The sequence below is a fragment of the Lysinibacillus sp. EB106-09-02-XG168 genome (assembly GCF_058791475.1).
The window spans coordinates 2,929,810-2,942,889 of sequence record NZ_JBYTDN010000003.1 but is presented as its reverse complement, the minus strand read 5'-3'; the positions used below and the strand labels follow the sequence as shown (position 1 = coordinate 2,942,889).

Genomic DNA, 13,080 nt, shown 5'->3' with positions numbered 1-13,080 from the left:
AGCCTATGCAAACAAATCGCTTTGTACTTGCCGGTACTGGCAGTGGAGTTGGTAAAACAACCTTTACTATTGGACTCATGAAAGCATTACAAGAAAAGGGCAAAATTGTGCAGGGCTTTAAATGTGGTCCAGATTATATTGACCCTACTTATCATACTGCTGTTACAGGACGGATATCACGTAATATCGATAGCTGGATGTTTTCACATGAAGCAGTGCGTGATATAGTTGCGCGCGCAAGTGAAGATGCTGATGTTTCCATTATTGAAGGAGTAATGGGCTTTTATGATGGTAAAAGTCCACTATCGGATGCTGGCTCTGCAGCAGACATTAGTGTTGTAACAGAGAGTCCTGTTATTTTAATTGTCAATTGTGCGAGTATGGCACGAAGTGTAGCGGCAGTTGTGAAAGGCTTCCAATTGTTGTCCGATCAACCGAATATCGTTGGCGTTATTGCCAACCAAGTAGGAAGTGTCGGCCATTATGAAATTGCGAAAGCTGCTATTGAGCAGGAGTGCGGTATTCCTGTGATCGGCTATTTGAAGCGTGAGCAAGGGATTGATATTCCTAGTCGCCATTTAGGGTTAGTGCCAGCGATTGAACGAGGAGAACTCGATACATTTTTTGATAAGCTAGGCTCTTTAATGGCGGAAACGATTGATTTAGAGCTATTGCTTGAATTAACAAAGGCTCCTGTTCTACAAGAATCAGGGCAACTATTTACGGAACAACCATCACAAAATATTTGCATTGCCGTAGCAAAGGATGCTGCGTTTAACTTCTATTATGAAGAAAATTTAGCGCTGCTACGTGCAAAAGGAGCAGAGCTGCAATTTTTCTCACCACTTGCGAATGAGCCTGTCCCCGCAAAAGCAGACGGTTTGTATATAGGTGGGGGCTTCCCAGAAGAATTTGCAGATATTTTAGCGGAAAATTTAGAAGTCAAAAAGTCTATTCGTGAAGCGGTTGCTAAAGGTCTACCAACTTTAGCTGAATGCGGAGGCTTCATGTATTTGACGGAGGCTATTACGAATAGTAATGGTGACCGTTATGACATGGTTGGTGTTATTCCTGGAGAAGTAGCGATGCAAACAAAGCTAGCAGCTCTGGGTTATCGTGAAATTTTTGGCACACAACATAATTTTTTAATTGGTACGGATGAAGAAGCGAAGGGACATGAATTCCACTATTCAAAATATAGTGGCTCCCACAATACGCCTGCCTATGAAACGAAGGGACGCTTTGGTAACAAACAAGAGGGCTATCAAGTAGGAAATTTAGTAGCTGGCTACACTCATTTTCATTTTGTATCGAACCCAAAGCTAGTTGACAATTGGTTAACAGCTTGTAAGAAGGTGAAAAAACATGACTAATTATTTTCCTATTCACATTAACATTGAATATAAAACCGTAGTAATTGTTGGTGGGGGGCACGTTGCAACACAAAAGGTTGCATCACTACTACCGGCTAAAGCGAATATTGTCGTTGTAAGCCCTACTTTAGATAACTCATTGTTGCCACTTGCGGAATCCGGTCAAATTACGTGGCATGAAAAAGAATTTGAACCGCGTGATTTAGATGATGCATCGCTCATTATTGCGGCAACAAATGATACGTCCGTAAATGAGGCTGTACAAGAAGCAGCCCAGCATTGGCAGCTCATCAATCGCGCTGATGCACAGGCTGAAAGCGATTTTATAACGCCTGCGACAGTGCGCCGTGGTCCTTTAGTGTTAACTGTTTCAACGTCAGGTGCCAGTCCAGCACTAGCGCGTAAAATTAAAGATGACCTCGAAGAGCAATTTGATGATGTTTATGATGACTATGTATGCTTCTTGCAGCAAGCACGTTTAATGATTGCTGCGAACTTTGAAAAAGGTCCAGAAAGACGCAACGCTTTACAAGCATTACTGGAACCAAGCTTACTAGAATGGACACGCAATGGAGAGATTGATAGACGTGAAGCATTTTTACAACAAATACTGATGGGAGTAACGCGATGAAAGACGGAAAAGTGTATTTAGTTGGAGCTGGACCAGGAGATCCGAAGCTTATTACAGTGTACGGGCTCGAATGTATTCAAAAGGCGGATGTCATTGCATATGACCGCCTTGTGAACCCGAAATTACTAGAGTTTGCGAAAAAAGATGCTGAGCTTGTGTACTGTGGTAAATTACCTGGAAAGCATCACTTAATTCAAGATGAGATTCATACATTACTCGTCGAAAAAGCGCAGGAAGGCAAGATTGTCACACGTTTAAAAGGTGGCGATCCATTCGTTTTTGGTCGCGGTGCAGAGGAAGCGGAAATCTTAAAAAATCATGGAATTGCTTATGAAATTGTACCTGGTATTACAGCAGGCATTGCTGCACCGGCATATGCTGGTATTCCTGTAACACACCGTGATTTTGCAACAAGCTTTGCTCTTGTAACAGGGCACGGTCGTGAGGAAAAAGGACAGGACTTTTTAAATTGGCCTGCACTTGCAACAGGTATCGATACAGTTGCCTTTTATATGAGTGTCGGCAATATCGCTTATATTTCTCGAAAACTTATCGAAAATGGTCGTAAGGCAACAACTCCAGTCGCCGTTATTGAGTGGGGAACAACAGATCAACAGCGTACCATTACAGGTCAGCTTGATGAAATAGCTACTATTATTGAACGAGAAGGTTACCATAACCCGTCCATGATTGTCGTTGGCGAGGTTGTCAATGTACGAGAGAAAATTCAATGGTTTGAAGAGCAAGGACTTGCCTTTACATAAAGGAATAAAACGTATTTGCGCTTAAGGAGGAAATATATCATGACAGTAATCGAGGCTTTAAAAAATCGTCGAGCGATTCGCAATTACACGACACAGCCTGTTGAAAAAGAGAAAATCGAACAAATTTTACAAGCTGCCACATATGCTCCAAATGACCGTATGCGTGAGCCTTGGCATTTTTATGTTATTCAAGACGATGCGATGAAACGCTATGAGGAAATGGCAAATGCTTATTTACAGGAGCGATTCCCTACAAAGCCCAATTTAGTAGAAAGTTCGCTAAAGGTTGTTCAAACAACGCCAGTGGCCATTGTTGTTACAGCAGATGTTGTAGAAAACGATGCTGATGCAACAGCAGATAATGTCTTTGCCGTATGCAGTGCCATCATGTCTATGTGGCTTGCTGCAGAGGAGCTAGGGCTTGGTTTTGTATGGCGAACACGCGGTGTAGGGCTAGTTCATGACCCACGTATGCATGCATTTATAGGCGCAAATGAATCACAAAAAGTAATAGGAACAATCTTTATTGGCTATCCAGAAGAGCAAGAGCTTAAAGACAAGAAACGAAGCCCAATCAAAGAAAAAACAACATGGCTTTAAGGGAGGCTTAAACAATGGCTAGAAAAGGTTTGTTTTTAGTTTATACAGGTGAAGGAAAGGGCAAAACAACAGCTTCCCTAGGTGTCACATTACGCGCAGTTGGTCGAGGCCTAAATGTCCGATATATGCAATTTATAAAATCACCTGAGCGCACATACGGAGAGCAAATTGCTCTTCGAAAGCTTGGCGTAGAAATGGAGCAAATGGGCATCGGTTTCACTTGGACAAAAACACCCGAGGAACATCGTGCCGCTTTAGCAAAAGCATGGGAAAAAACAAAGTCCGCCCTGCAAGACGACAGCATTGATTTACTCGTATTAGACGAACTCAACAACGCACTTGCTATATCAAAATTCCCAATCGATGATGTGCTCCCATTAGCAGAAGTCATCGAAGCCATTCAAAAACGCCCAACTACCATGCATTTAGTAGTAACCGGACGTAGCGCCAACCCAGCGCTTGTGGAAATGGCCGATTTAGTATCAACAATTGATGCGACTAAGCACTATTATGAGGAAGGCATACCAGCAGTTAAAGGTTTAGAATTTTAATTGATGCACGTTGCGTCGGAGGGATACCCGCGATATGGAGAAATATCCGCGTTTCAAAAAAATAAGGGAGGGAAAAGACTATGCCAGCAAAATCTATCATGATTCAAGGAACGGCTTCTGATGTAGGGAAAAGTATGATATGTACTGCGCTGTGCCGTATTATATCTGATGATGGGCTAAAGGTAGTACCTTTTAAATCGCAAAATATGGCCCTTAATTCGTTTGTAACTCAAGATGGCGGGGAAATTGGTCGTGCACAGGGTGTACAAGCAGAGGCGGCACGTGTTGTCGCTACTACGGACATGAATCCGATATTGCTAAAACCTAAGCAGGATATGGTATCGGAAGTGATTGTTCATGGTAAGCATTTTTTAAATATGGACGCTAAAAGCTATCGCAATCAATTCGTTCAAGAAGCGATGCCGATCGTTGAAAAGTCAGTGCGAACTTTACAAAATACATATGATGTCATTGTTCTTGAAGGTGCGGGAAGCCCGGCAGAAATTAATTTGAAAGACCGTGATATAGCTAATATGCGCATGGCTCATCTAGCAGATGCTGCGGTTGTGCTAGTTGCAGATATCGATCGAGGTGGCGTGTTTGCATCGATTGTTGGAACGCTCGCATTACTTGACGATGCAGAACGGGCACGTGTAAAAGGGCTGATTATTAATAAATTCAGAGGAATGCGTGAGTTACTTGATGATGGCATTGAATGGGTAGAACGTGAAACGGGAATTCCTGTCCTTGGAGTTGTACCGTATGTAGAGGTCAATATAGAGGCTGAAGACTCACTAGCATTATCTTCATTACGCTTTAAAAAGCCTAAGCCTGGAGAGTTTGCAGTGGATGTGGCCATGATTCGCTTGCCGCGTATTTCAAACTTTACAGATGTTGATCCATTTTTCGATGAGCCAGAGGTTGGTGTACGTTTAATCGGCAATATCAATGAGCTTGGTACTCCCGATTTACTTATATTACCTGGAACCAAAAGTACAGTAGATGATTTAGCTTGGTTAAAGGCACAGGGCTTCGATCAAGCGATTGCTAATTTACGTGCACGAGGGACAAAAATTATTGGCATTTGTGGTGGCTTCCAAATGCTTGGTGAAACATTACTAGATCCTGACGCAGTAGAAGGAAATGGCGAGTCAGCGCAAGGCTTAGCATTATTGCCAATGGAAACTGTATTTGTTGGCGATAAAAAGACAGTTCAAATGACAGGAAAAAGAGGGGATGATACGTTTACTGGTTATGAAATTCATCTAGGACGTACAAAAATTTTGCGTGATGAAGTATCGCCATTTTTACTGCTTGCAGATGGGCGCGTAGATGGGGCAGTAAGTGCAGATGAATTAGTAATCGGAACATATTTCCATGGCTTATTCCATAATCGCACCTTTACACGACAGCTCATCAACGACATTCGCGTGAAAAAGGGCCTCACTGCTTTACCAAGTGATGTAAAAAGTGACGCAGAACGTAGAGAAGACGCATACAACATGCTGGCAAAGCATGTGCGTGCGAATCTTGATATGAAAAAAGTATACGAAATTATGAATTTAGAGGTACCTGTATGACGAGAAAAGGTCCGTTAGCCATTGATTATGAGGCGCTATGGCAGGAAGGTATGAAAGACTGGCATGGCCAAATGCCTGAAAGAATGGTCAATGATCAATTAGAGGAGCAGTTTTGGGCACAGTCCATCGCCCGTAAAAAGGCTGGACAAACAGATCCTTATGCTGCAAAAATATTTCATGAAATTAAAAAAAGTATTCAACCCGAGCAATCGGTATTGGAAATTGGTCCAGGCTGGGGCAATTATACATTTCCGCTTGCTAATCATGTGCGAAAGCTTACTTGTGTAGATAGCTCAGCAAGTATACTTAGCTATTTAGAAAATTGTCTGGAAGATAGGCAACATGTTTCTTATCTTCACGCAAAATGGGAAAACCTTGCTGAGGATGAAGTAGAAGCGCACGATATCGTCATCGGTGTCAATTGCTTTTATCGTATGTATGACATCAAATCAGCACTTTACCATATGAATCGTCTAGCTAAAAAGCGTGCAATTATTGGCATGACAACAGGGCCGATTCAACCCCATTATGAAATTTTATACAAAAAGTATGGCTACGATATTAAATTTCCACGAAGAGATTATATAGAATTTTTAAACTTGCTGTATGAAATGGATATTTATGCCGAATGCAAAATCATCCCATTAGAACGAGTATATGAATATGACAGCTATGAGCACCTTGTAACAACACAAAGTAAAAAAATATTGAATGATACTTTTATTAGTACACATGTTGAAGAGTCGCTTTTGCCATTTATTGAGGAAAAGAATGGGCGTTATTATTATCGTCATGATTTCCACGCTGCACTCGTATCATGGGAGCCGAAATAATTACGAAACCTTTGGACTGACTAATCACCAAAGGTTTTTCTTATTGTGCACGATAAGGTACAATAAAGCGATAGAAATAGAAGTGAGGTGGCATATGTGCAACTACATTTTTTAGGAACCGGCGCAGGAATGCCTTCAAAGGAACGAAATACAAGTGCCTTAATGGTAAAGCTTTTAGATGAATTGGGGGAAATGTGGCTTTTTGATTGTGGAGAGGCGACCCAACATCAAATTTTGCATACATCGTTAAAGCCACGTAAAGTAACGAAAATATTCATTACACATTTACATGGTGACCATATTTTTGGACTACCTGGCTTTTTAAGCTCTCGTTCATTTCAAGGTGGGGATGAGCCATTAACAATATTTGGCCCTCAAGGTTTACAGCAATGGATTGAGCAAACCTTAGCATTATCAAAGACACATTTAACATATCCATTACAATTTGTTGAAGTCCATGAAGGTGTTATTTATGAGGACGAACACTTCACAGTAAGTGCAAGTGAATTGCGACATGTAGTTCCATGCTTTGGCTACCGTATTGAACAAAAAGATCTACCTGGTGAACTGTTAATGGAAAAAGTACAGGCTCTAGGTGTTCCTAAAGGCCCGATGTTAGGGCAATTAAAAGCTGGAAAAGATATTGAGCTTGCAGATGGCACTCTTGTTTATGCAAAAGATGTCGTTGCTCCGCCGAAAAAAGGCTTTACGCTCACGATATTAGGCGATACGAAATACTGTCCAGAGGCTGTTTCATTAGCTAATGGAGCAGATATCGTTATTCATGAAGCGACCTTTGATGGCACTACGACAGATTTAGCAGCGAGCTATGGACACTCTACAAATGTCGAAGCAGCTAAGGTGGCACAACAAGCAGGCGCTAACTATTTACTTCTGAACCATTTAAGTGCACGCTTTTTACCACAAGATTTACCGGAATTTTTAGCAGATGCACAGGAGATTTTCCCACAAACCTTCCTTACATCCGATCAATCAGTATTTACATGGAATAACAATAAGCTAATTTAATCAAAAACGTAAAGAACCTTTTAAATGCGCGTCATTTAAAAGGTTCTTTTTTATCATACAGCAAATATTTTCGGTAGCAAAAGCGAAGGGACATCAACAATTACGCCAAATAGAAATTGAAAAGGTGAGTTGCGAATAATTATCGATATAATTCAACAATTTGATTTGCTATATACTCGGAGCTAAAATGAACCCCATTTCTGAGCCACCACATAAGGATCCCCAGTGTTGAAGAGGCGAGAATATCCATTGATAGTGTACTATCAGCACCTTCACTTTTACGTTGAATGACAATCAAATCCTTTAATGTCATATGCATTTTTTTATTGAAACCGGGGTGCTCAAATAACACAGCTAAAATTTTTCTATGCTTATAAAAGTAATCTAAAAACGTAATTAGCTGTTCTTGATTATTTAAATTATCAATTTGTAAAGTTGGAGACGTTTTCGACAACAAGTCGTCGAAAATATCGTAAACTACTTGCTTTAATAAATCATTTATATCGATAAAATGTAAATAAAAAGTTGCTCGATTTAGCTCTGCACGTTGGGCTATTTTTTGTACTGTAAGTTTCGAAATATCTGGGTTTTCGATTAATATATCTACGACTGCTTCTTTAAATACCCGTTTAGAGCGAATAGATCGTGGGTCTTGCTTTTTATGTGTGGTCAATTTCATTCTCCTTTATCTATTAAATACACATTTAATTAATAGTATTTTTACTTTTGTTGTTTAATTGACACTTCTTGAAAAATTGTAAATAGGAATCAAAAAATAAACGTGTTATTATCTATTTTATTGACATAGTGTTAATAAAACAAGTAGAAAGAGGCAGAATGAAATGTCGGAATCAATAAATAAAAAAGTACTATTAACAGTTCTAATTTTCGGGTGTTTTTTATCTACTCTAAATCAAACGCTGTTAAACGTTGCATTAAGTAATTTAATGGATGTATTTTTCGTTTCTGCTACTACCGTTCAGTGGTTAGCTACTGGTTTTATGTTAGTAAACGGGGTGCTAGTTCCTATAACAGCCTACTTAATGAAACGTTTTTCAACACGCCAATTATTTATAAGTTCAATGCTGTTTTTATTAGTAGGCTCTATTTTTTGTGCAGTAGCTCCGAACTTCACAACCTTACTAATAGGTCGTATGATTCAAGCGGTTGGAGCAGGAATTATTATGCCATTACTAATGAGCATTGTAATGTTTATTTTCCCTCCTGAAAAAAGGGGCAGTATGATGGGATTAATTGGGCTTGCTATGATTTTCGCTCCAGCCATTGCACCAACTTTAGCAGGCTTCATTATCGATTATTATTCATGGCGTTGGTTATTTATCGGAATAATTCCATTTGTCGTGATTGTGATATTCATGGCAATGAAATATTTAATTAATGTTTCAGAAACAGCAAACACAAAGTTAGATGTAGTGAGTGTTATTTTATCAACGATTGGCTTTGGTCTTATTTTGTATGGTTTTAGTAATGCAGGAAGCCATGGCTGGGATGATACAGTTGTAATAGTTTCTATCCTGGTGGGGATATTGACTACAGCAATATTCTGTCTTCGCCAAATTAAATCTTCTGATCCACTTCTTAACTTATCCGTTTTTAAAAATAAAGTATTTACGCTAACGTCCATCATCAACATTATTGTCACAATGATGATGTATGCGGATATGATTTTATTACCGATATATTTACAAAACGGAAGAGGGTTTACGGCATTAGATGCTGGTTTATTATTATTACCGGGTGCTCTAGTAAATGCCTTTATGTCTCCAGTGACAGGAAAAATGTATGACCGCTTTGGTGCAAAGCCGTTATTTATTATCGGTTTGATTTTCGTCATTCCTTCCATGTGGGTTGTAACAGATTTAACAGAAACAACAACATTTAGCTTTTTAATGATACGTACCATTTTTCTACGTATAGGGTTGAGTTTTATCACAATGCCATTGAACACAGCTGGTTTGAATGCATTACCTAAAACACTTGTCACACATGGTACAGCAGTGAATAATACATTACGACAAATTGCAGGTGCCATTGGTTCTGCTGTCGTCATCACAATTTTCACAGCACAAACGACAAACCATGCGAAAACATTGCTAGTAGAGACACCAAATGCGACGGCTGAAGGTATACGTACGCTTGCTTCCATTTTAGGTTCAAGTGATGCTTATTATTTCATGACAACCTTAGCAATACTCGCATTTGTTTTAACTTTATTTGTACCATCTAAAAAAAGTGTAAACAATAGTTAGTGAATGCCAATATTTCAACGAATGGAGTTTAGTTAAGTCAACGAAGTGACGAGGAGATGGAAGCCAAGTCTGCGGAAAGCGCCAACTCGGAGTGAAAATCAACCTTTGATTATTTATACGTATTAATTTATATTCATTTGCCGACAAGCTAAAGAGCCTTACTACAATTAAGTAGCAAGGCTCTTATTTTTATAATTAACTTACATTATCTCGACTATCAATTGAAAAAAGACCATATACAATGTGGCGAATAATATATATGAAGATTTAGAATATTGAAGAAAAATAATGCAGTAAGTAGTAGATTTTCGTATAATTGACTAAAGGGGAGTGGGTTAATATGAATCAGCAAAAAATGCCACCAGCACTATTGCGTTTAATTGTTATTTTTCCAAATGTGCTGAGCTATTTATTATTATTTGGACTTATCTTTTTTGTTATCTCAAATTATGACACGCTAAAAGCTACGGACAACTTAACGGTTTGGCTTATTTTTATTTTTGTGCTTGCGCCGGCTGCTGCCTACACGACATTTAGCATTATTAAGAAAATTCGAGCTGGCCAAATGTAAGGTAAAAGAGTGTATTCATTAGATAAGCTAATGGATACACTCTTAGGGCTTTTTAATTCTGAAAAGTATAACTGCAATTACAAATAAAATAACAACTGATATGAAGTAAATGTTAGAAATTACATTCATTATGTGAAAAGGGGCTTTATGAACAAAAACAGCTTGCACCCAGTGACGATCTTCTTTTACTGCAATTGCGGTGGAAGTTGATATCCCTTTTATTTCGTAATAATACGTCCCTTTTGGATAATAGTTTGAAGCATCTCCGTAATAATTTCCAGTCATATTATTTGGCTTGGTCTTTACTTCCCCTAAAACTTTTCCGATTTCATTATCTTCAATTAATTCTTCTTTTTTAACTTCATAAACGTTTCCTTTCCAAACGACAAAAGGATAAGCCCAAGATAGTGCTTGCACAGAGGGAGAAATCATAAGTAAAAGTAAAAACGACAACAACGGAATTCGTTTCAAAAAGCACCTCCAATAAGTAATCATTTTATGTTAATTATAAAATAAAAAAATGGAAATATTGAATGGATTTGAAAAATCTTTGAAAAGTAAAGTTAATTACACGATTCCTCATTATATTTTGGAAAACAATTATTTTAGAAAAATTGACATAATGAAATCCAAAACGAATAAAATAATTCCATTTAGAGAAACTAAAAAATAAATACATAATAAATTTGAAAAGCGGGGTGTTTTTTATGGATCCAACAAATTGCGATTTTTCACCAATGAAACAAACATTAAAGGAAGAGCTTCTGCAGGTCATTGAATCATTACAGCAAAGTGTAGAAGCTATGGATACTAATACAAACTGTCTTCTGGGGAATTTTGAAAAAATAAAAGAGAAATTTGTAACGATTGAGATGAAGGCTGCAACGTTTTATTTGAATTGCTATCTTTCTCCGTTTACTGAAAAATATCCTGAGCTTTCGCATAGCGTACAAAATATGTCAAAAAGAAGACACGGCGGGCTAATTGTTATTGAACGGGAGGATTCTGTATCATCCATTTTAAAGCCTGGTATTCATATTGGCGCTGAAGTGACGCATTCCTTATTAGAATCTATTTTTTTTCCTGGAAATCCACTGCATGATGGCGCTGTGTTAATAAGCAAAAATTTAATTAAGTCAGCAGCAAATGTACTGCCACTTTCTGAGAGATATACGGGGGAGAAGAAATTAGGCACTAGACATCGCGCAGCATTAGGGTTAAGTGAAGTAAGTGATGCGCTTGTCATGATAGTGTCTGAAGAAACAGGAAGAATTTCCTTTGCCTTTAAAGGAAACTTATATCCAATTACGACGCATGGCATTATATAGTGTGAGTCTTCACACTGAAATATATCTCGAATTCAAGATTTTTTCCTTGCTTGTTCATCACTTGCGTGGTAAAGTGACAAATAAGAGGGGGAGTAAGCGATGCAAAAACACACGCTCGGATCACTGACATGGATTCGGATGATGCGCTTTACTAATCAAAGCAACCAGTTATCCAATGAGTTTTTAAAGCGCTTTGATTTAACGACTGCACAATTTGATGTCCTGATACAAATAAAGACATATGCACCGTTAACTCAATCACAACTAGCAGAGAAAGTGACAGTGACACAGGGAGGTATGTCTCGGATGCTTGCTCGTCTTGAAAAAGATGGACTCATTGAACGCAAGCAAAATTGGAAGACCAAAACAATTTCGCTCACAGCTAAAGGCGAGCAGATGCTTGATGAAGCAACACCAAGCCAGCTACAGTTTCAATCTTCATTTTTTGAAGAAGTATTAACAGAAGAAGAAATGAAAAATTTAAATATACTAATGTCAAAATTAGAGAAGCATAGTCGTGAAAAAAAATTACCACCAGCGTGATTTTTTTTGTAACATCACTTGCTTAATCAAGTGAAAATGAGGAGGAAACATTCATGAACAAATTAAGTGGACATCATCATATATCAATGTTAACTAAAAACGGCAAACGTAATAATGATTTTTATACAAAAATTCTCGGCTTACGCCGTGTGAAAAAAACAGTCAACCAAGATTCACCTTCCATGTATCATTTATTTTATGGAGACTTAACAGGAGCTGCAGGTACAGAATTAACATTTTTTGAAATGCCCGTAGCAGGACGGACAGTTCGCGGAACAAATGCCATTACACGTATTGGACTACTAGTGCCAAGCTATGACAGTCTGCAATATTGGAAAAATCGTTTTCAACAGTTAGAGGTTGAACATAGTGAAATAACAACATATGCAGGTAAAGATGCTTTATTTTTTGAGGATCATGAAGGGTTAAGAATGGTCCTTTTAAACAACCATGGTCACGAAACACTAGCTCATTGGCAACCATGGGACGGCTCTGATATCCCTGCAGAACATCGCATTTTAGGGATGGGTACAGTTGAAATTACAGTTCGTTACCTACAACGGACAGTGAACTTATTAAAAGAGCTATTTAATTACACAGCTGTAACTGAAAGTGAAAAAGAAGCAGTATTGCAATCCATTCCTGGTGAAGTGCTTGGAGAAATCGTCGTTCAAGAATTAGAAGGGCCAAGTGAGAAACCTGGACGTGGTAGTATTCATCATCTTGCACTACGTGTCGGAACAGTGGAGGAATTGCAACAGTGGGATCTCAAAATTAAGGAGCAGGGCTTTGATAGTACTGGTGTCGTGGACCGTTATTATTTCCAAAGTCTTTATTTTAGAGATCGTAATGGAATTTTATTTGAAATGGCGACAGATGGTCCAGGGTTTACAGTTGATTCAGCAGTAGAGGATCTTGGCAAGGAACTTGATCTCCCACCGTTTTTAGAAGAAAAACGTGCAGAAATCGAAGCTATTTTAGAACCACTAGATTAAGGAGAGGTTTAA

The 13,080-nt window shown here is 38.6% G+C and carries 15 protein-coding genes; 13 read left to right on the top strand and 2 right to left on the bottom strand.

All coding sequences use genetic code 11. The features are described 5' to 3' along the window. The first annotated feature begins 5 nt into the window (after nucleotides 1-5). The 8 genes from AC3WSO_RS15290 (at nucleotide 6) to rnz (ending at nucleotide 7,361) form a co-directional block, all read left to right on the top strand. Nucleotides 6-1,373 carry a cobyrinic acid a,c-diamide synthase CobB gene (locus AC3WSO_RS15290; RefSeq protein ID WP_492531983.1) on the top strand — a complete coding sequence of 456 codons (1,368 nt, stop codon included), beginning with the start codon at nucleotides 6-8 and terminating at the stop codon, nucleotides 1,371-1,373. Continuing rightward, the gene (locus tag AC3WSO_RS15285; RefSeq protein ID WP_492531982.1) at nucleotides 1,366-2,004 is read left to right on the top strand and encodes a precorrin-2 dehydrogenase/sirohydrochlorin ferrochelatase family protein; all 639 of its coding nucleotides are present in this window, start codon (nucleotides 1,366-1,368) and stop codon (nucleotides 2,002-2,004) included. Before AC3WSO_RS15290 ends, AC3WSO_RS15285 begins: the two co-directional genes overlap by 8 nt. Then, the gene (gene cobA, locus AC3WSO_RS15280; protein ID WP_197143128.1) at nucleotides 2,001-2,768 is read left to right on the top strand and encodes a uroporphyrinogen-III C-methyltransferase; all 768 of its coding nucleotides are present in this window, start codon (nucleotides 2,001-2,003) and stop codon (nucleotides 2,766-2,768) included. The genes AC3WSO_RS15285 and cobA overlap by 4 nt, the downstream gene beginning before the upstream one ends. A 39-nt stretch (nucleotides 2,769-2,807) precedes the next feature. Beyond that, nucleotides 2,808-3,368 (top strand): nitroreductase family protein, encoded by a 561-nt coding sequence (locus tag AC3WSO_RS15275; protein ID WP_492531979.1) that lies wholly within the window; start codon nucleotides 2,808-2,810, stop codon nucleotides 3,366-3,368. 14 nt (nucleotides 3,369-3,382) lie between these two features. Then, nucleotides 3,383-3,919: a cob(I)yrinic acid a,c-diamide adenosyltransferase gene (locus AC3WSO_RS15270; protein ID WP_492531978.1), complete on the top strand. Its 537-nt coding sequence runs from the start codon at nucleotides 3,383-3,385 to the stop codon at nucleotides 3,917-3,919. An 80-nt stretch (nucleotides 3,920-3,999) separates the two neighbouring features. Then, nucleotides 4,000-5,499, top strand: coding sequence for a cobyric acid synthase (locus AC3WSO_RS15265; RefSeq protein WP_492531976.1), 1,500 nt, complete (start codon nucleotides 4,000-4,002; stop codon nucleotides 5,497-5,499). Next, complete coding sequence (locus AC3WSO_RS15260) at nucleotides 5,496-6,332, top strand: class I SAM-dependent methyltransferase (RefSeq protein WP_492531974.1); 837 nt, start codon at nucleotides 5,496-5,498, stop codon at nucleotides 6,330-6,332. Before AC3WSO_RS15265 ends, AC3WSO_RS15260 begins: the two co-directional genes overlap by 4 nt. Before the next feature lie 96 nt (nucleotides 6,333-6,428). Beyond that, entirely contained in the window at nucleotides 6,429-7,361 is a 933-nt protein-coding gene (gene rnz / locus AC3WSO_RS15255; protein WP_492531972.1) for a ribonuclease Z, read from the top strand. Nucleotides 7,362-7,500: 139 nt separating this feature from the next. On the opposite strand, the gene AC3WSO_RS15250 is transcribed toward rnz, so the two are convergent. Then, nucleotides 7,501-8,034, bottom strand: coding sequence for a TetR/AcrR family transcriptional regulator (locus AC3WSO_RS15250; RefSeq protein ID WP_492531970.1), 534 nt, complete (start codon nucleotides 8,032-8,034; stop codon nucleotides 7,501-7,503). Nucleotides 8,035-8,203: 169 nt separating this feature from the next. Between AC3WSO_RS15250 and AC3WSO_RS15245 the strand changes: the two genes are divergently transcribed. Continuing rightward, entirely contained in the window at nucleotides 8,204-9,631 is a 1,428-nt protein-coding gene (locus AC3WSO_RS15245) for a DHA2 family efflux MFS transporter permease subunit (protein ID WP_492531968.1), read from the top strand. A gap of 340 nt (nucleotides 9,632-9,971) precedes the next feature. Beyond that, nucleotides 9,972-10,202 (top strand): acyl-phosphate glycerol 3-phosphate acyltransferase, encoded by a 231-nt coding sequence (locus AC3WSO_RS15240; protein WP_349661459.1) that lies wholly within the window; start codon nucleotides 9,972-9,974, stop codon nucleotides 10,200-10,202. A 42-nt stretch (nucleotides 10,203-10,244) separates the two neighbouring features. On the opposite strand, the gene AC3WSO_RS15235 is transcribed toward AC3WSO_RS15240, so the two are convergent. Further along, complete coding sequence (locus AC3WSO_RS15235) at nucleotides 10,245-10,673, bottom strand: hypothetical protein (RefSeq protein ID WP_492531966.1); 429 nt, start codon at nucleotides 10,671-10,673, stop codon at nucleotides 10,245-10,247. Between the two features lie 236 nt (nucleotides 10,674-10,909). On the opposite strand from AC3WSO_RS15235, the gene cdaS reads away from it, so the two are divergent. From cdaS to AC3WSO_RS15220, 3 genes are all read left to right on the top strand, one after another. Then, nucleotides 10,910-11,530: a sporulation-specific diadenylate cyclase CdaS gene (gene cdaS / locus AC3WSO_RS15230; protein ID WP_492531964.1), complete on the top strand. Its 621-nt coding sequence runs from the start codon at nucleotides 10,910-10,912 to the stop codon at nucleotides 11,528-11,530. Nucleotides 11,531-11,629: 99 nt separating this feature from the next. Continuing rightward, the gene (locus tag AC3WSO_RS15225; protein ID WP_492531962.1) at nucleotides 11,630-12,073 is read left to right on the top strand and encodes a MarR family winged helix-turn-helix transcriptional regulator; all 444 of its coding nucleotides are present in this window, start codon (nucleotides 11,630-11,632) and stop codon (nucleotides 12,071-12,073) included. A gap of 53 nt (nucleotides 12,074-12,126) precedes the next feature. After that, nucleotides 12,127-13,068, top strand: a complete 942-nt coding sequence (locus AC3WSO_RS15220) for a ring-cleaving dioxygenase (RefSeq protein ID WP_492531961.1) — start codon at nucleotides 12,127-12,129, stop codon at nucleotides 13,066-13,068. Nucleotides 13,069-13,080: the final 12 nt, after the last annotated feature.